This is a genomic window from Chryseobacterium sp. c4a, assembly GCF_009900745.1.
Taxonomy (GTDB): Bacteria; Bacteroidota; Bacteroidia; order Flavobacteriales; family Weeksellaceae; genus Chryseobacterium.
Genome location: NZ_WXVU01000007.1, coordinates 110,991 through 129,040 on the forward strand (window position 1 = coordinate 110,991; position 18,050 = coordinate 129,040).

Genomic DNA, 18,050 nt, shown 5'->3' on the forward strand with positions numbered 1-18,050 from the left:
TGATCTTTTAAGGTTTTTAGTTATTACTTGCTGTTTTAATTTCGGTTGTTTTGATATCAGTTCCTAATCTCTGAAGATAAGAAATAAGAGCGATAATTTCTTTTTTCTCTAATTCTCCCTGAGGTCTCTTAGCATAAGCTTCTTTCAAGTCATTTGCTTCAGAGAAGATATCTTTTACAATTTTTGCCGATTGGTTGTTTGCCCACTTATCTGCAGAATCAATTTGAGCTTTTGTATAAGGTACATCAAATGTATTCTTCATTAGCTTCATCTTATCTACCATTTTAGATCTGTCTAAGTTAGTAGCAATTAACCAAGGGTAACGAGGCATGATAGAACCTGCTGATGTAGATCTTGGGTTATACATGTGCTTATAGTGCCAAGAACTTGGGTTTTTACCACCTTCTCTATGTAAATCCGGTCCAGTTCTCTTAGATCCCCAAAGGAATGGTCTGTCATAGATAAACTCTCCAGCCTTAGAATACTGTCCGTTTTTACCGTTGAATCTTGTAATCTCATCTCTGAACGGTCTGATCATCTGAGAGTGACAAGCGTTACATCCTTCACGAATATAAATATCTCTACCTTCAAGTTCTAGTGGTGAATAAGGTTTTACCGCAGAAATAGTAGGTACACTTTTCTTAAGAGTAAGAGTAGGAATAATTTCTACCATACTTCCGATGGAAATAGTAAACAATGATAATACTGTTAAAAGTAATGGCATTCTTTCTAACCAAAGGTGGAATCCTTCTCCTTCTTTACGTTTGTTTCCGATATTTGCTAATGCAGGTGCTTCAGCAGGAACTTCTTTTTGGAATGATCCTTTTCTTACTGTAGCAATTACGTTAACGATCATTAGGATGGCTCCAGAAATATAGAATAAACCTCCTAAGAATCTCATTTTAAAATAAGGAATAATCGCTGTTACTGTATCCAACCAGTTTTTCCATAATAATGTTCCGTCCGGGTTGAATTGTTTCCACATTAATCCTTGTGTGAATCCTGAAATATACATTGGCACTGCATAGAAAATGATTCCTAAAGTACCTAACCAGAAATGCCAGTTAGCTAATTTTACAGACCAAATTTTTGTTCTCCACATAATTGGTACCAAGTAATAGATAACCCCGAATGCCATGAAACCATTCCATCCAAGAGCTCCTAAGTGTACGTGACCGATAACCCAGTCCGTAAAGTGACCAATTTTGTTGATGTTTTTAGTTGCTAAAAGCGGTCCTTCAAATGTTGCCATACCATAACAAGTAACTGCAACTACGAAGAACTTAAGGATAGGATTTTCTCTTACTTTATCCCAAGCTCCTCTTAATGTAAGAAGACCATTTAACATTCCTCCCCAAGATGGTGCAATAAGCATGATAGAGAAACCAGTTCCTACTGCCTGTGCCCATGCTGGAAGAGCGGTATACTGAAGGTGGTGAGGACCAGCCCAGATATATACGAAGATTAGTGACCAAAAGTGGATAATAGACAGTTTATACGAGAATACAGGTCTGTCTGCTGCTTTTGGTAAGAAGTAATACATTAAACCTAGAACCGGAGTTGTCAATACGAATGCTACCGCATTGTGACCATACCACCATTGTACGATGGCATCTTTTGCTCCTGCATATGCAGAATAAGATTTCCAGCCAGAGAAAGATAATGGAACTTCAAGGTTGTTGAAGATGTGAAGCATTGCTACTGCTACCCAAGTTCCAAGATAGAACCAAATAGCAACATAAAGGTGTCTTACTCTTCTCTTTGAAATAGTGAGAATCATATTGGCCCCGAAAATGATCCATGAGAATGCAATCAGGATATCGATCGGCCACTCATGTTCAGCATATTCCTTAGAAGTATTAATACCCATAAAGAATGTAATGAACGTAGCAACGATCATAAATTGCCATGTCCAGAAGTGAATCCAAGATAATGTATCACTATACATTCTTGTCTTCAATAATCTTTGCGTAGAGTAGTATACCCCTACATAAACAATATTACACACGAACGCGAAAATTACGGTATTGGTGTGCAACATTCTGATTCTACCAAAACCAAACGCTCCATGAGTGTTTATTAACCCTTGGATATTACCGGATGCTAAACTTTTAATGGTTGTATCATCTGTACCGAATAAGAATTCAGGTAATTCCGGGTAGAAAAGCATTAATGCCGCCGTAAGCCCGAACGTAAATCCTATGAAACCAAAGATAATGGTTGCATAGAGGAACGCACGGACAATACTATTGTCATAACTAAACTTTTGTGTTTCCATATCAACTATTCACTATTTTTCTCAATTTTTATTATTTTCTCCTATTTCTTTTTCGTCTTTATCTTTGTCGCCAGTTTTATCTTTTTCTTTGACTTCATCATCGAAAAGGATTCTGACAGCAGGAGATTCATCATCTTCAAACTGTCCTTTTCTAGCATACACTATAAATACGACCAGGAAGATCGCAGCTAAAGAAACACTGCAAACGATCATTAAATATAGAATATCCATTGGACAACAAAATTAACCTATTTTCGGGGTTCAAATTTAGTGAAAAATAATGACATTCATCACGAAATGCCGATTTCAGCTAATTTAAAATCAGTCTAAATAAGCGGGTTTAAGCCTGTTTTTTGAAGTATTTGCGACCTAGTATCCAAGTTGAAACTGTCGTGAATGTAACTACTGTTATAGAACTTGCAGGCATGATGAGAGCCGCAAAAAGCGGATGCATGTGTCCTGTAACTGCGTAACTTAACCCAACGATGTTGTAAAGAAAGCTGATTATAAATGTCATTTTCACAATTGTGATCGAGCCTTTACAGACATTAAGATAGTTATCTAAAGTCACTACTTTTTCACCATTCATGATCACGTCGGAAGAAGGAGTAAAACTATTGGTGTCATCAGCAATCGCAATACCTACATTGCTCTGTTTTAGTGCGCCTGCGTCATTAAGTCCATCGCCTAGCATCGCTACTTTCATGTTTTGATCCTGAAGGTTTTTGATGTAATTGAGTTTGTCTTCCGGGCTTTGATTAAAGGCCATTCCTTTGTAATTTGGAATAAGCTCTTTAAGCTGGTTTTCCTCTGAGGAGTTATCTCCACTCAGAATAAATATTTTGTAGTTGGTAAGTTTATGGAATAAATCTTTAAGTTTAGGTCTGTACTCATTCTTGAAGATAAATTTACCTAAAAACTCTTCATTTTTACTAATGTAGACAGCTGTTTCCAGATTTTTAGGTTCCTGATTGTTATAACGTGCAGATCCAATTTTATAAACGTTTCCTCTTACGTTTGCAACGTATCCTTTTCCTGAAATTTCCTGGAAGTTTTCGACAGGGAAATAATCATCATTCACTTCGATAAATTCGTAAAGTGATTTTGAAAGAGGGTGGTTTGAGTTTTTTAATAATGTTTTGATGTTCAGTTGATCAAATTCATTGATTTCAGAACCTTGATATTTAATATTTGATTTTTTTCTGTGGGTAATGGTTCCGGTTTTATCAAAAACAATGGTGTCTAGTTTTGCTATTTTTTCAATCGTTAAAGTATCTTTTACATAGAATTTATTTCTACCTAAAATCCTCATAATGTGTCCGAAAGTGAAGGGTGCTGATAACGCAAGCGCACAAGGACAGGCAATAATCAGAATTGCTGAAACAACCTGGAACATTTTCTCTAAATCGATAAATGCCCAATAGATTCCAGAAATAAGCGCGATACCTAAGATGATGAATGTGAAATATTTACTGATGTTGTTGGTTAGCGTGTCAAGACCTGTTTCATGTTTCTTGAAAGCTTCTTTGTTCCAAAGCTGAGTAAGGTAACTTTGATCTACGTCTTTAATCACTTCCAGTTCAAGGGATGATCCTATTTGTTTACCTCCGGCGAAAATTTTATCTCCGGGTTGTTTGCTGATGCTTTCACTTTCTCCGGTGATGAAACTGTTGTCAATATTTCCTTCTCCATTGATAAGAATGGCATCTACCGGGATGATTTCCTGGTTTCTAACTAAAATTCTATCACCAACTTTTATTTCAGACAGAAGAATGTTGTCCTGTTTTCCATCAAAATCTACTTTCGTTACAGCAATAGGGTAGAATGATTTGTAATCTCTGTCATAAGAAAGGGCACTGTATGTTCTTTTTTGGAAAAGTTTACCCATTAGCATAAAGAATAGAAGACCGCAAAGGGTATCGAAATATCCCGGGCCATATTCTGTTGCTACCTCATAAATACTTCTTCCAAAAAGGACAAATATACCTAATACAATAGGAACGTCAATGTTGACGATTTTATTTTTTAATCCATACCAGGCAGATTTATAATAATCTGAAGCGGAGTAGAATACAACAGGGCATGCTAATAAGAACATCAATACTCTGAAAAGACCTTTATAATGTTCCATCCAGTAATCTTCACCACCTACATATTCAGGGAATGCTAAAAACATCCCATTTCCGAAAGCAAAACCTGCAATGGCAAATTTTACAAGAAGTGATTTATCAAGATGATCAACATTTTTTTCAGCCGTTTCAAGACTGATTACAGGTTTGTATCCTAAATTTGTTAAGAAATTAGCGAGTTCGCTTAATTTCAATTCTTTATGATTGAATGAGATCTGTAGGGTCTTTCTTGTAAAGTTCACCTGCGAATACTTAATATAAGGATTCAGGGTGTGAAGGCTTTCCAATAACCAGATGCATGAAGAACAATGTATTACCGGAATTTTGAATGTGACAAGACTGGTGTTTCCTTCAGAAAAATCTGTAACTTTTTCGAATATTTCAGGAGTATCTAAATAAGCGAACTGGGTAGAACTTTCATCACTCGGACGAATTCCTGCCCCTTTGTTAAGTTCATAGAAATTACTTAAATTATTCGTATTCAGAATTTCATAAACAGACTTACAGCCATTGCAACAGAAAGTCTTTTCGTCAAACAAAATTCTCTCTTTTTCTATACCTTGACCACAATGAAAACAGTTCTCGCTCACCTCCCTAAATTATTGAACTACAAAATTATAACAATTTTTTTTGTTTATCGAGTTAAAAAGTTCTATTTTTGTGATAAATATCATATAAAATGCCGCAGGAACAACAGATAGCAATTGAAGAGAGGTTCGCCAGAGTTTTTAATGATAAATCATTTAAGGAAAGACTTTCTAGCGCAGATTTTGAAAAATATATTAACGGTAAAAAAAGATTGAGTTTTCAGAAACACGATACTATTTTCGAGGATGGGGAAACACCAAAAGGGGTGTTCGTACTTGAAAAAGGAGCCGCTAAACTTTCAAAATCAGGAGCTTTTGGGAAAGATCAGATTTTAAGATTTATCAAAGAAGGGGATATTATCGGCTATCGTTCTTTGCTTTGCGGGGAAAATTTCCAAGCCAAAGCAGAAGCAATGACAGACATTGAGTGTGTTTTCTTACCAGCAGATATCTTTATGTATCTTTTGGAGGTAGATCCACAATTGTCTTTTGTAATGCTTCAAAAAATTTCTTACGAATTAGGAGAATCTTCTAACACCATCACGTTCCTTGCCCAGAAAACGGTAAGAGAAAGGCTGGCTGAAATATTGCTGCTTTTAGAACAAAAATTAGGCGTAGATCCGGAAGGTTTTATTAAAATTTCTTTGACAAGAGAAGAAATTGCCAATATTATCGGAACAGCTACAGAAAGTGCTATCCGTTTGATCTCTGAATTCAAACAGGATAATCTGATAGAAGTTGATGGACGAAATATTAAGATTCTAAATCACGACAAACTCATGAAACTCGGTCACGTAGTTTTATAAAAATCATAAAAACTTAAGTCGGCTCAATGGCCGACTTTTTAACTTTTAAAAAATAGATAAATTATGTCTGTTCACTCTGAAATTAAAAAAGTTACGACTGAAACCTTGCGTAAAATGAAATTCGACAAGGAAAAAATAACAATGCTTACTGCTTATGATTTTACCACAGCAAAGATGGTAGATGCAGGTGGAGTAGATGCTATTTTGATTGGAGACTCTGCAGCAAATGTAATGGCAGGTTTTGAAACTACATTACCGATTACACTAGACCAAATGATCTATCATGCACAGAGTGTGGTAAGAGGTACTGACAGGGCTTTGGTGGTAGCAGATTTACCATTCGGAACTTATCAGAGTAATCCTGAGAAAGCATTAGAATCTGCAGTAAGAATGATGAAGGAAGGAGGTGCCCATGCAGTGAAAATTGAAGGTGGAAAAGAGATTTCAAAATCTATTAAAAAGATTATTAATGCTGGCATTCCTGTAATGGGACATTTAGGATTAACTCCACAGTCAATTTATAAATTCGGAACTTATAAAGTAAGAGCAAAAGAAGAAGCAGAAGCAGAAAAATTAATTGCTGATGCACAACTTTTAGAAGAATTAGGATGTTTTTCTGTAGTGTTGGAAAAAATTCCTGCTGATCTTGCTAAAAAAGTGACTGAAAGTATTTCTATTCCAACCATTGGAATCGGAGCCGGAGCAGACTGTGATGGTCAGGTTTTAGTGTATCATGATATGGTGGGAATGAACAAAGGTTTCAGCCCGAAATTTTTAAGAAGATATCTTGATCTTTACACAGAAATTACCGGAGCAGTGTCTCAGTATGTAAAAGATGTGAAGAGCGTAGAGTTCCCTAACCAAAACGAAAGTTATTAAAATTAATTCATGCAAAATCAACAACAATCTATTCAGGGAGTTTTATCTATTGCAGCATTGATCTGCTTAGCCGTTGGCTGGTTCAATTTATTTTCACCTGATATCAATCAATTACTTTCCAGAAAGGTCTTCTATATTTTGATAGGAGCGAGTTTCTTTGTGCAGGCACCTATGCTGACTAATAAAAACTTTATGTACGGTATGTATGCTGCTGCAGGAGTTTGTGTAATTGGTGCATTTCTTCCGGATAGCTCAGGATTGGCGATGCTTAAAACGATTGGTCTTTTGGCGGGGATTATTCTTTCAATGTCAAATAGAAACAGAAACAGGTAGACTGAATAATGAAGGAGCAGATTGTATATGAAGACAACCATCTTCTGGTAGTGAACAAAAAGGTCGGTCAGCTTGTACAGGGCGATAAGACCGGTGATGAATCACTATTGGAATCTATAAAGAACTTTATTAAAATAAGAGATACTAAGCCGGGAAATGTTTTTCTCGGCTTGGTTCATCGTATAGACCGTCCTACTTCCGGTTTGGTAATTTATGCCAAAACCTCGAAAGCGCTTTCTCGTCTCACCCAAATGGTGAAGAATAGAGAAGTTAAAAAAACGTATTGGGCGGTTGTAGGTAAAGAAATGATTCCACAAAGCCAGAGACTGGTTCATTATTTAAAGAAGAACGAAAAGAATAATAAAGCCATTGTTTTCCCAAAAGCTACAGAAGGAGCCAAAGAAGCAATCCTGACTTACCATGTTATCAAAACCTTGGACAATTATCTTCTTCTTGAAATAGATCTTGAAACCGGAAGACATCATCAGATTCGAGCTCAATTGTCTAAAACAGGAGTTCCGATCAAAGGAGACTTAAAATACGGTTCTCCACGTTCTAATCCAGACGGAGGGATCAATCTTCATGCTAGGAAACTGGAGTTTATTCATCCGGTTACCAAAGAAAAAATCGAAATTATAGCTCCTGTTCCGCAGAATGATGCGGTTTGGAGAGCTTGTGAAGAATAAGCATATCATAAACTATAACTATAACATGAAATTTAAATTATTTTTTTTAGCCATATTGTTGGCTATTACATCTTGCTCTAGTAGTAATGATGAAATTGAGACGGAACAAAAGCAAGAAAAAGAGATTGTAGTTGGGAATGTAAATAAAGTATCGTGGTATTTTCCTTTTATGTATCCCGCCACAGAACAAAATGATCCTAACTACTATTTTGAATATGATACTCAGAATAGGGTAAGCAAAAAAGTAGGAGGATATATATCTGCTGCTCAAGAAACGGGGTTTGTTTATGTGCTTTCAAATCGAGCTTATACTAATGTTATTTATAACAATAATCTAATTACGGCTACTGACTATGTTTCATCCTCTAATGGAGTAAATGTAACTCTACTTAAAAAAAAGGTATTTGAAATTGATAATCAAGGAAGAATTGTAAAGTGTACAGTATTTAATAAATTAAATACTGCATATGAAGAATTGATTTATCATTATGATAACTCGGGGAAGTTAACAGAAAGACTAACACATCCACCAGGAAGTACATATTATGATCTTGTAGATCGATTTACTTATGATAATAATGGAAATTTAATCAATGCAAAAACTTCATATCTATATAATGATGTTGAAGTTAAAACGAAAAGTGAAGTACAGTTCAGTAATTATGATAATGTTCCAAATTCATTTAAGAAGTTCGGGATCTTTGATGAGTTTTTAAATATATCATTATCTAAAAATAACCCTCAAAAGAGATTTACAATGAGCTATAATGAAAATACTGGACAAACTACAGAGGTGAATGTAACATGGACTAACCAATATAATGCTGACGGAACTCTAAAAGTATTTTACTAAATCCTTTTATTTTTGTGTTATTTCCTTTAATTGAATTATTCTAACTAATATTTTCATTTCAAATATCTACAGCCGGAAATCTTTGAAGATTTCCGGCCGTTTTGTTCCTCTAAAATTTGATTTTGCCTATTCTCAAAAAATAACTAACTTCGTCCCACACTTTAGGGGTGTCTGTTTTTACAGACTGAGACTTTACCCTTTGAACCTGATCTGGATCATACCAGCGTAGGGAAAAGTAGATGACTTTTGCTGTACATTCTATTGTACAATAATGGCCATTCCTAAAGTATATTTAAATTATTAGGAATGGAGCTTATAATCAACCACACCCGAAAAACATTTGATGTACTTCCTGAGAACCTGGAAGCATTATTGGCTATGGAATTACCCGGAAAAAAGAAAGGGATTGCCGTAGCCCTCAACAATCGCATTATTCCGCTGTCTGCCTGGGCGGAAACTTTCCTTAACAACAACGATTCAATTTTAATCATTACTGCCACTCAGGGCGGATAATTCTCATATTTAATACCAATATTTATGGCTCATTTAATTACATGTTCGCCATTTCCGAACTCAAAGAAAATTTATGTTGAAGGAAAAATTCATCCCATCAGCATAGCGATGCGTGAAATACAGCTTAGCCCTACCAAGCTTAGCAATGGAAATTTTGAAGAAAATGCTCCGGTAACCATTTATGACACTTCTGGTCCTTATACCGATGAAAATGCAACCATCGATATTCAGAAAGGACTTCCGAGAATAAGAGAACAATGGATTCTGGACAGAAAAGATGTTGTGATTCTGGATGGAATCACTTCAGAGTATGGAAAAGCCCGTCTGGCAGATTCTAAACTTGATGAATTGCGTTTCTCTTACGATCATAAACCTAAAGTGGCTCAGGAAGGAAAAGAACTTACTCAGCTTTACTATGCAAAAGAGGGAATTATCACTCCTGAAATGGAATACGTTGCCATCAGAGAGAACCAAAGAATAGAACAGCTTGCAACAGTTCCAAAAGAAATGGCTTGTCAGCATATTGGAAACAGCTTTGGTGCGAATACTCCCAAAAGTAAGATCACTCCCGAGTTTGTAAGAGATGAAATTGCGGCTGGAAGAGCCATTATTCCAAATAACATCAATCACCCGGAAAGTGAGCCAATGATTATCGGAAGAAACTTTTTAGTGAAAATCAATGCTAATATTGGTAACAGTGCGGTTTCTTCAAGTATCGAAGAAGAAGTAGAAAAAGCAGTTTGGGCTTGTCGTTGGGGAGCTGATACCATCATGGATTTATCTACAGGAAAAAATATTCACGAAACAAGAGAGTGGATTATCAGAAACAGTCCGGTTCCAATTGGAACAGTTCCAATTTACCAGGCACTGGAAAAAGTAAAAGGAGTGCCGGAAGATCTCACTTGGGAAGTTTTTAAAGATACATTGATAGAACAAGCAGAGCAGGGAGTTTCTTACTTTACCATTCATGCTGGAGTTTTATTAAGATATATTCACCTAACCGCCAACAGAGTCACGGGAATTGTATCCAGAGGGGGATCCATTATGGCAAAATGGTGTCTTTATCATCATAAAGAAAACTTCTTATATACTCATTTTGAGGAGATTTGCGAGATCATGAAGAAGTATGATGTGGCTTTCTCTTTAGGAGATGGCCTACGTCCAGGTTCTATTGCTGATGCTAATGATGCTGCACAGTTTGCAGAGCTGGAAACTTTAGGTGAATTGACAAAAATTGCCTGGAAACACAATGTTCAGGTAATGATTGAAGGGCCAGGACACGTTCCGATGCACATGATCAAAGAAAATATGGAAAAACAACTGGAAGTATGTGATGAAGCTCCTTTCTACACTTTAGGCCCTTTAACTACAGATATTGCGCCAGGGTATGATCATATCACTTCAGGAATTGGTGCTGCGATGATCGGATGGTTTGGATGTGCAATGCTTTGTTATGTAACGCCAAAAGAACACTTAGGTCTTCCAAACAAAGAAGATGTAAAAGTAGGAGTAATTACCTATAAGCTTGCAGCTCATGCAGCTGATTTGGCGAAAGGGCATCCGGGAGCACAATATAGAGATAATGCATTAAGTAAAGCGAGATTCGAATTCAGATGGGAAGATCAGTTCAATCTTTCATTGGATCCGGATACTGCCAGAGCTTATCACGATGAAACTCTTCCTGCTGACGGAGCTAAAATTGCTCATTTCTGTTCTATGTGCGGGCCAAAATTCTGCTCTATGAAGATTACACAAGAAATCCGTGAATCTGCAGAGAAAGGAATGTTGGATAAATCACAGGAGTTTATTGAAAATGGAAAGGAAATTTATATATGATTCTCGTCATCACTCCTGAAACCATCATTCCAAAGGAATCAGAGATGATCAATCAAATGTTTCGCGAGGGACTGGATTTGCTTCATATCAGGAAACCTTGGATAAACAAGGAAGAAATGACTCATTTTATTAGCAGTATTGATGCATCATTTTATGCTCAACTGGTGTTGCATAGTCATTATGATCTTGGAAAAGAGTTTGGGATTTCCAGATTTCATTTTAGAGAAGAAGACCGAAAGGAGGGAAAGTATACCTCTTTTATCAATGGAGATATAATTTCAACCTCAGTTCATGATATTACGACCTATAATGCTTTGGAAAAAGAATGGGAATATTCTTTTATAAGCCCATTCTTTCCAAGTATTTCCAAAAAAGGATATGGAATTGGATCAACGGTTAAGGAGAGTTTGAAAGAAAGAAATAACCCTGATGTAAAGCTGATTGCATTAGGAGGAATTGATTTTAACCGGATTCAGGAAGTTTTTGATCTTGGAGTAGACGGAGTGGCTTTATTAGGTGCAATTTGGGAGAGTGAGGAACCTTTAGATGCTTTAAAAAGATGTAGGAAACATACTCTTTTGTGATCAATATTGCGGTAAAGCTGTCAAAAGGGAATAATCATCTTGAAGCGGCTTTCGGAAATGAGAAATGATATAGTGAACAATTTTTAAAAAGTAATCCCCCTTTATGGGGAACTCATTCATCATCAATATGGAAAAATTACAATACATCTCACAAGGAATTACAAGAAAGGATCAGGAAGAAAATATTCGTAAAGTCTTGGATAACGGAATAAAATGGGTACAGATCCGTTGGAAAAATGCTCCAGAAAATGAATTGATTGACCTTTGTGAAATTTCAAAACAGCTTTGCTCTGAATATCAGTCTATTTGTATTATTAATGACAATGTAGAACTGGCAAAAACAATAGATGCTGATGGAGTTCATCTAGGATTAAACGATGGTTCCATTGAAGAAGCTAGACAGGTTTTAGGTAAACATAAAATCATTGGAGGAACGGCCAATACCATTGCAGATGTGATTCAAAGGGTGAATGAATCATGTGATTATATTGGTTTAGGGCCATTAAGATTTACTTCTACAAAAGAAAAACTCAGCCCTATTCTTGGATTTGAAGGTTATCAGGAAATAATAAATCAGCTTAATGAAAAGTCGGTTGCTATCCCCAAAATATTTGCCATTGGGGGAGTGGGATCTGAAGATATTCAGCCTTTACAACAAATCGGAATTTATGGAGTAGCAGTTTCTGGGCAGATTACCAACCAGCCGTCCATTATTAGTGAGCTAAAAGCCTTGTCAATGTTTTAAATCTTGACAACGCTAAAGACAATGCCCTCAAAAAAATAAATAATTATATATGCATAATCAGAAATTAATAATAGCAGACAGAACCTTTGAATCGAGATTGTTTTTAGGAACAGGAAAATTTGGAAGTCTCGAAGATATGGCAGCCTCTGTAGTGGCATCAGAATCCAATATGGTGACGATGGCCTTGAAAAGAATCGATGCACAATCATCTGAGGATGATTTACTAGACTCATTAAAAAATACAAATGTTCATCTTTTACCTAATACCTCAGGCGCAAGAACAGCAAAAGAAGCGGTTTTAGCAGCACAATTGGCCAGAGAAGCATTAGAAACCGATTGGGTAAAGCTTGAAATTCATCCCGATCCAAAATATTTATTACCAGACCCTATTGAAACATTATATGCTACAGAAGAACTTGCGAAACTAGGTTTTGTGGTAATGCCTTACATTCATGCTGATCCGGTTTTATGCAAGCGTCTTGAAGATGCAGGAACAGCAGTAGTAATGCCATTGGGAGCACCTATCGGAACCAATAAAGGTTTGAGAACATTGGATTTCTTAGAAATTATCATCAGTCAAAGTAATGTTCCTGTAGTAGTAGATGCAGGAATAGGGGCACCATCGGATGCTGCAAAAGCAATGGAAATGGGAGCAGATGCAGTTCTTGTTAATACAGCGATTGCAGTAGCAAGAAATCCTGTGAACATGGCAGTAGCTTTTAAAGAAGGAGTTATAGCCGGGAGAAGAGCCTTTGAATCAGGATTGGGAACTATTGCCGATCATGCGGAAGCATCAAGTCCGTTAACTTCGTTTTTGTTTGAATAAAAGTCAGAATGATGAATAGTTTTAAGGATGTTTTTGAACAATATCAATGGGATGAGATAAAGATCAGATTGGAGAAGGTAACGATATCTGAAGTTAAGACCAGTCTCCTGAAAAGAAACAGGTCGATGGATGACTTTCTGAATCTGCTTTCCCCGGCAGCTTCGCAGGAGCTGGAAATGATGGCGACTATGACAAGGGCTCTTACTCAGAAACGTTTCGGAAAAACCATTCAATTGTATGCTCCTTTATATTTGAGCAATGAATGCCAAAATATTTGTACTTATTGTGGCTTCAGTCTTGATAATCATCTTAGAAGAAAGACACTTTCAGATTCGGAATTGATGATAGAAACTGCTGTTCTTAAATCAATGGGGGTAAACCATGTTCTTTTGGTGAGCGGAGAAGCCAATAAAATAGTGGGAGTTCCTTATTTTCAAAAAGCTGTTCGTTTATTGAAACCCTACTTTTCTAATATTTCTATTGAGGTACAACCTTTGGAGGAGGCAGAATACAAGCTTCTTCATGAAGAAGGAGTACACTCTGTATTGGTATATCAGGAAACCTATCATCAGGAAGTGTATAAAGAGTATCATCCAAAAGGTAAAAAATCCAATTTTCATTTTCGATTGGATACTCCTGATCGAATTGGGAGGGCTGGAATTCATAAAATGGGGCTTGGAGTTCTGCTTGGACTAGAAGACTGGCGTGTAGACAGTTTTTTCAACGCACTTCACATCGATTATCTACAGAAGCGCTACTGGAAAAGTAAATTTTCAGTGTCATTTCCAAGGCTTAGACCGGCGGAAGGGATTATTGAACCCAATTTTATCATGGAAGATAAAGACTTGTTACAACTGATCTGTGCCTACAGAATCTGGAATGAAGATCTTGAAATATCCATTTCCACGAGAGAAAATGAAACATTCAGAAATCATATTGTAGCATTGGGAGCAACAACAATGAGCGCAGGATCAAAAACCAATCCTGGTGGATATGCTGTGGATAAAGAATCTCTGGAACAGTTTGAAACCAGTGATGAAAGAAGTATGGATGAGATCAAAAAGATGATTAAACAATCAGGGTATGATCCGGTAATGAAGGATTGGGATTCTGTTTATAATGGGGTGTAAATTTTAAAATTTTTAAACCATTAAGAGGAGTGAGGGAGATAAGGAAAGTTAAGAGAGAAATCAAAGATTTTTATTGAGATGTAGTGCTTAAGGGCGAAGCAAATCTTAACTATTCTAAATGTCTTAATAATCCTTAATGGTTCAAACACTATAGTTTAGTATGCAACAGGAAGATATTTTTAAAAGATACAGCCGGCAAATTTTTATTGATGAAATAGGATTGGAAGGACAAAGGAAAATAATGGCTTCAAAAGTTCTTGTTATCGGAGCTGGAGGCTTGGGAAGTCCCGTAATTCAGTATCTGGCAGCTGCAGGAGTCGGAACAATAGGGATTGCTGATTTCGATTATGTAGAACTTCATAATCTGAACCGTCAGATCATTCATAATGAAAATGAAGTAGGAATTCTGAAAATAAAAAGTGCAGAAAAATTCGTAAAGAGCCTTAACCATCAGGTAAAAGTAATCGGGATTGAACAAAAAATTGAGGCTTTCAATGTTTTAGAAATCCTTTCTCAATACGATATTATTGTAGATGGATCAGATAACTTTACCACAAGGTATTTGGTAAATGACACCTGTGTAGCTTTAGGGAAAACATTGATCTATGGAAGTATATTGGGGTTTTCAGGGCAGGTTGCTGTATTTAATCATAAGGGAAGTAAAAATCTACGGGATATATTCCCTGAACCTCCTTTTGATGAAGAAATTCTAGATTGTGACAGTTTAGGCGTTTTAGGCGCTTTACCGGGAATTGTGGGAAGTATGATGGCACTTCAAACCTTGAAAATCATCACCGATCTTCCTGTAAATCTTAATCAGCTAACATTAATTGATACGCTGAGCTGGAGATTTCAAACGTTAGATTTCTAAATGGGTTAGATTTTTTCTCCCAGATCACACAGATCATGTAGATCTTAATGGGCTATAACTCTATGATGAAAAAATCTGCGTGAGATACAATTTTCATTATTATAAATCAATAGAAATAAAAATGAGGCAGTGATACAATTACTGCCTCATTTTCGGTTATTAATCATTTAATTTTATTGCTGTCCTTGCTGCATTACACCGCCGTTATCCTCTTTCTTGGTTTGGTTCAGGATATTTGCATCTTCTTTTGCTAACTTATTTCTGGTAGGAATTTTATAGTTGATAGAAATTCCGAAGTTTCTTGAATCGTATTTCGTTCTAAGCATTACACTTTCTCCTAATGGCGGATTAGAACGTACCTGCATAATCTGACCATTGAAAATATCATTCGCGAAAACGGATACTGTAAGACGATTGTTCATAAACTTTTTAGTCAGGGTGATATCTAAGTTATTGCTAAATGGTTTCTCTGCAGTGAAGTAAAAATATCCTGCTTTTGGGGTTAGATAGCTGTAATTTGCAGTCAGTTTAATATCTTTTGGTAGGATCAACTGAGTCATTAAGTTAAGAATCCAGAATCCTTTATTGTTGAGGTTATCGATCTCGTGCTTCTGATATCCTGCATAAATGTACATAAAATTCATTTTGTCAGGATTGAAGTTCGATTTCATAATCTCACCTATCGATTTTGTAAAAATCTGAAACGGAACAGGAAGTCCAATATTGAAATTATGAATTTTCATATTAGAGATGTTAATCTGCTCATTGTAAATATTTTTACCATCTTTTTTAATGATCTGTGCCACCTGATTGCTGGCAGAGCTTACACTATAGCCGATGAACGCATAATCAAAAGCTGAAATTTTCAATTCATAGTTATCGAAAATAGTCGGCTGAAGATTGGGATTACCATTGATTTGAGTATTTGGGCCTGTGAATGTGGTGTTATTCGGGTTAAGGGCTGAAATACTTGGCAGGTTAATTTTTCTGTTATAATTGGCGGCAATATACACCTGGTTCATCAGATTATACTGTACACTCGCATTAGGAAACAATTTGAATTTCTTAAATGGAGTCAGATCTTTCTGAACAATAGTTCCTAAACTATCCTTTCTTGAAATCCCGTAAATGTCATAATTTTCAGCTCTGGCTCCTAATGTGAAATCAAATTTTTTCAATTTAGCCTGGAATTCAAGGTAAGTGGAAGCCGTTTGTCTGTGATATTCAAGGTTTTTTAGCCCTTTGCTTTCCGTATCATAATCTTGTCTTTCATACAAACCTCCGGCGCTTACTTTTCCGCCGTCCAATAGTTTGATAGGTTGAGCATAATCTACTTTTAAATTGGCAACCCTCATGTCCGATTTGTTGTTAAGAAGATCGTTCACACCGGGATGTGAAAATGCTTGACCATTTTGTGTATAGTTTCCTTTTTGATAAAAATTATCCTGAGTAAACTTGCTGTCTGCTTTAGTGAAGCCAAATTGGAAATCCAATTTTTGTGATTTCTCAGCAAAACGTTTTTGATAGGTTACTACTGCTTCCTGTCTCAATGTATTGGTACGGGCAGCATCAAAAGATTCAAATTTTGCTTCCTTTAAAGGGGCGGTAGGGATATCACGAATATCTGCAAGTCCATTACTTAAAGTATAGTTATCATTATTATTGTGATAAATATCGTAGTTCAATAATAACTTATCTTGTCCCAAATCAAACGTTAATCCAGACTTTGCAAAATACCCACGAGAATATCGATCCGTATTACCATTGAATAAAATATCCTGTTGGCTATTCATCATACTTTCACGATAATTTTGCCCTATATTTAGCTGCCATCCGAAATATTTATTTCTGGCATTTAAATTCACAGAGTTGGTGGTTCTGCTTCTATATTTATCGTAATTGGTGAAGGTGTAATTTCCGGAATATGTAGCACTTAAATATTTATTGGCGTTTTTATTCGTAATAATATTCATGATGGCTCCTCCTGATGTGGCAGGAAATTCTGCTCCGGGTTGTGTAACAACTTCAATTCTCTCTACAGAATTGGCAGGCATGCTTTCTAGAAAAGAATTCAACTCATTGGAAGTAATGTTGAGAGGTCTTCCGTTCAGGTAAACATCCAACATTTTTCCTTGATACATCATTCCCGCAATGTCTGTGGCTACAAGACCAGGAAGCTTTTTAATACCTTCTAAAACATTCCCATTGTTAAGCTGAGGTTGTTCAGAAAAATCAAAAACAGTACGGTCTGCTTTTTGTTCAACGGCTTTTTTAGTTTTAGTGATAACAATGCCGTCAATTTGTTTTTCTTTGGTGCTGCTATTATTTTTTTCCTGAGAAAAAACAAATACCGAGCTTACTAGCGATATAGCGAATAGAGTTTTTTTCATAATGTTTTTTACTACTATCCGGTTAGACGCTAAAAAAGTAACTTTGTTACAGATACTTAGATGATTTTACTGATTTTTAAAATTACATACCTCATCATAATGCTATTGAAGGTATGTCTGAGCTTAAAAAAATAGACTGAAAAAAGGTAATCGTTTGAAACTGGAAAGCTGAAAGTTATAATGTCCTTACAATGTTTGTGTTTTTATCTTTTTTAAAAGAACTTTATAGTCATCGTGAGTAGTTATATGGCTAAAATTAACTTCCAGCTTCTTTCTTCCAGTCTTTTAACTCTCTTTGTTAATTAAAACTTTCATGGTTATTAGTTTTTATATAGAGAAGGTTAAAAGTTTTCAAGTTATTGAGCTCTTTGTTTTTCTTCAAAATCAACAGCCCTGGTATTGTTTTTTACGAAAGTGTAGCCGTCACGGGAAGGAAGATTCTGCCAGTAATTAAGGAACAGGAAGAATGTTTTACCCTTATTGAGCTGAAAAGTATTATTGGTGGAAAAATAAAATGACTGCCCGTTTTTAGGAATTGCATTGAACCGTGTAATCTGCGTTAGACAAAAAAGACGGCTTCAATTGAAGCCGTCTTTTATAATTA

At 36.0% G+C, this 18,050-nt stretch carries 16 protein-coding genes and 1 riboswitch; of the genes, 12 read left to right on the forward strand and 4 right to left on the reverse strand.

Annotation, left to right across the window (positions count from 1 at the left end):
- Nucleotides 1-16 precede the first annotated feature (16 nt).
- The 3 genes from ccoN to GTR01_RS11520 all read right to left on the reverse strand — a co-directional run bounded on the left by ccoN (nucleotide 17) and on the right by GTR01_RS11520 (nucleotide 4,997).
- Nucleotides 17-2,278, reverse strand: coding sequence for a cytochrome-c oxidase, cbb3-type subunit I (ccoN, locus tag GTR01_RS11510; protein WP_160137990.1), 2,262 nt, complete (start codon nucleotides 2,276-2,278; stop codon nucleotides 17-19).
- A gap of 21 nt (nucleotides 2,279-2,299) precedes the next feature.
- Nucleotides 2,300-2,509: a cbb3-type cytochrome oxidase assembly protein CcoS gene (gene ccoS / locus GTR01_RS11515; protein WP_160137991.1), complete on the reverse strand. Its 210-nt coding sequence runs from the start codon at nucleotides 2,507-2,509 to the stop codon at nucleotides 2,300-2,302.
- A 109-nt stretch (nucleotides 2,510-2,618) separates the two neighbouring features.
- The gene (locus GTR01_RS11520) at nucleotides 2,619-4,997 is read right to left on the reverse strand and encodes a heavy metal translocating P-type ATPase (protein ID WP_160137992.1); all 2,379 of its coding nucleotides are present in this window, start codon (nucleotides 4,995-4,997) and stop codon (nucleotides 2,619-2,621) included.
- Between the two features lie 89 nt (nucleotides 4,998-5,086).
- On the opposite strand from GTR01_RS11520, the gene GTR01_RS11525 reads away from it, so the two are divergent.
- From GTR01_RS11525 to GTR01_RS11580, 12 genes are all read left to right on the forward strand, one after another.
- Nucleotides 5,087-5,800, forward strand: a complete 714-nt coding sequence (locus tag GTR01_RS11525) for a Crp/Fnr family transcriptional regulator (protein ID WP_045501403.1) — start codon at nucleotides 5,087-5,089, stop codon at nucleotides 5,798-5,800.
- A gap of 63 nt (nucleotides 5,801-5,863) precedes the next feature.
- Nucleotides 5,864-6,679: a 3-methyl-2-oxobutanoate hydroxymethyltransferase gene (gene panB / locus GTR01_RS11530; protein WP_160137993.1), complete on the forward strand. Its 816-nt coding sequence runs from the start codon at nucleotides 5,864-5,866 to the stop codon at nucleotides 6,677-6,679.
- A gap of 9 nt (nucleotides 6,680-6,688) precedes the next feature.
- On the forward strand, nucleotides 6,689-7,012 hold the full coding sequence (locus tag GTR01_RS11535) for a hypothetical protein (RefSeq protein WP_160137994.1): 324 nt from the start codon (nucleotides 6,689-6,691) through the stop codon (nucleotides 7,010-7,012).
- Between the two features lie 5 nt (nucleotides 7,013-7,017).
- A complete protein-coding gene (locus GTR01_RS11540) occupies nucleotides 7,018-7,698 on the forward strand; it encodes an RluA family pseudouridine synthase (RefSeq protein WP_160138089.1) in 681 nt (226 codons plus the stop codon).
- 58 nt (nucleotides 7,699-7,756) lie between these two features.
- Complete coding sequence (locus tag GTR01_RS11545) at nucleotides 7,757-8,551, forward strand: hypothetical protein (RefSeq protein ID WP_160137995.1); 795 nt, start codon at nucleotides 7,757-7,759, stop codon at nucleotides 8,549-8,551.
- A gap of 153 nt (nucleotides 8,552-8,704) precedes the next feature.
- A riboswitch (TPP riboswitch) is annotated at nucleotides 8,705-8,800 on the forward strand.
- 57 nt (nucleotides 8,801-8,857) lie between these two features.
- A complete protein-coding gene (gene thiS, locus GTR01_RS11550; protein ID WP_160137996.1) occupies nucleotides 8,858-9,064 on the forward strand; it encodes a sulfur carrier protein ThiS in 207 nt (68 codons plus the stop codon).
- Between the two features lie 24 nt (nucleotides 9,065-9,088).
- On the forward strand, nucleotides 9,089-10,900 hold the full coding sequence (gene thiC, locus GTR01_RS11555) for a phosphomethylpyrimidine synthase ThiC (protein ID WP_160137997.1): 1,812 nt from the start codon (nucleotides 9,089-9,091) through the stop codon (nucleotides 10,898-10,900).
- A complete protein-coding gene (locus GTR01_RS11560; RefSeq protein WP_160137998.1) occupies nucleotides 10,897-11,484 on the forward strand; it encodes a thiamine phosphate synthase in 588 nt (195 codons plus the stop codon). The genes thiC and GTR01_RS11560 overlap by 4 nt, the downstream gene beginning before the upstream one ends.
- 103 nt (nucleotides 11,485-11,587) lie before the next feature.
- Nucleotides 11,588-12,229: a thiamine phosphate synthase gene (locus GTR01_RS11565; RefSeq protein ID WP_228452220.1), complete on the forward strand. Its 642-nt coding sequence runs from the start codon at nucleotides 11,588-11,590 to the stop codon at nucleotides 12,227-12,229.
- Nucleotides 12,230-12,278: 49 nt separating this feature from the next.
- Nucleotides 12,279-13,055: a thiazole synthase gene (locus GTR01_RS11570; protein WP_160137999.1), complete on the forward strand. Its 777-nt coding sequence runs from the start codon at nucleotides 12,279-12,281 to the stop codon at nucleotides 13,053-13,055.
- An 11-nt stretch (nucleotides 13,056-13,066) separates the two neighbouring features.
- Nucleotides 13,067-14,185 (forward strand): 2-iminoacetate synthase ThiH, encoded by a 1,119-nt coding sequence (thiH, locus tag GTR01_RS11575; RefSeq protein WP_160138091.1) that lies wholly within the window; start codon nucleotides 13,067-13,069, stop codon nucleotides 14,183-14,185.
- A 160-nt stretch (nucleotides 14,186-14,345) separates the two neighbouring features.
- Nucleotides 14,346-15,056 carry a HesA/MoeB/ThiF family protein gene (locus GTR01_RS11580; protein ID WP_160138000.1) on the forward strand — a complete coding sequence of 237 codons (711 nt, stop codon included), beginning with the start codon at nucleotides 14,346-14,348 and terminating at the stop codon, nucleotides 15,054-15,056.
- 173 nt (nucleotides 15,057-15,229) lie between these two features.
- On the opposite strand, the gene GTR01_RS11585 is transcribed toward GTR01_RS11580, so the two are convergent.
- Entirely contained in the window at nucleotides 15,230-17,446 is a 2,217-nt protein-coding gene (locus GTR01_RS11585; protein ID WP_160138001.1) for an outer membrane beta-barrel family protein, read from the reverse strand.
- Between the last annotated feature and the right edge of the window lie 604 nt (nucleotides 17,447-18,050).

What these genes read in the sequence shown, in the direction of transcription:
- ccoN (WP_160137990.1), bottom strand. Translation starts at nt 2,278, where the DNA reads ATGGAAACACAAAAGTTTAGTTATGACAATAGTATTGTCCGTGCGTTC.
- ccoS (WP_160137991.1), bottom strand. Translation starts at nt 2,509, where the DNA reads ATGGATATTCTATATTTAATGATCGTTTGCAGTGTTTCTTTAGCTGCG.
- GTR01_RS11525 (WP_045501403.1), top strand. Translation starts at nt 5,087, where the DNA reads ATGCCGCAGGAACAACAGATAGCAATTGAAGAGAGGTTCGCCAGAGTT.
- panB (WP_160137993.1), top strand. Translation starts at nt 5,864, where the DNA reads ATGTCTGTTCACTCTGAAATTAAAAAAGTTACGACTGAAACCTTGCGT.
- GTR01_RS11535 (WP_160137994.1), top strand. Translation starts at nt 6,689, where the DNA reads ATGCAAAATCAACAACAATCTATTCAGGGAGTTTTATCTATTGCAGCA.
- thiS (WP_160137996.1), top strand. Translation starts at nt 8,858, where the DNA reads ATGGAGCTTATAATCAACCACACCCGAAAAACATTTGATGTACTTCCT.
- thiC (WP_160137997.1), top strand. Translation starts at nt 9,089, where the DNA reads ATGGCTCATTTAATTACATGTTCGCCATTTCCGAACTCAAAGAAAATT.
- GTR01_RS11560 (WP_160137998.1), top strand. Translation starts at nt 10,897, where the DNA reads ATGATTCTCGTCATCACTCCTGAAACCATCATTCCAAAGGAATCAGAG.
- GTR01_RS11565 (WP_228452220.1), top strand. Translation starts at nt 11,588, where the DNA reads ATGGGGAACTCATTCATCATCAATATGGAAAAATTACAATACATCTCA.
- GTR01_RS11570 (WP_160137999.1), top strand. Translation starts at nt 12,279, where the DNA reads ATGCATAATCAGAAATTAATAATAGCAGACAGAACCTTTGAATCGAGA.
- thiH (WP_160138091.1), top strand. Translation starts at nt 13,067, where the DNA reads ATGAATAGTTTTAAGGATGTTTTTGAACAATATCAATGGGATGAGATA.
- GTR01_RS11580 (WP_160138000.1), top strand. Translation starts at nt 14,346, where the DNA reads ATGCAACAGGAAGATATTTTTAAAAGATACAGCCGGCAAATTTTTATT.
- GTR01_RS11585 (WP_160138001.1), bottom strand. Translation starts at nt 17,446, where the DNA reads ATGAAAAAAACTCTATTCGCTATATCGCTAGTAAGCTCGGTATTTGTT.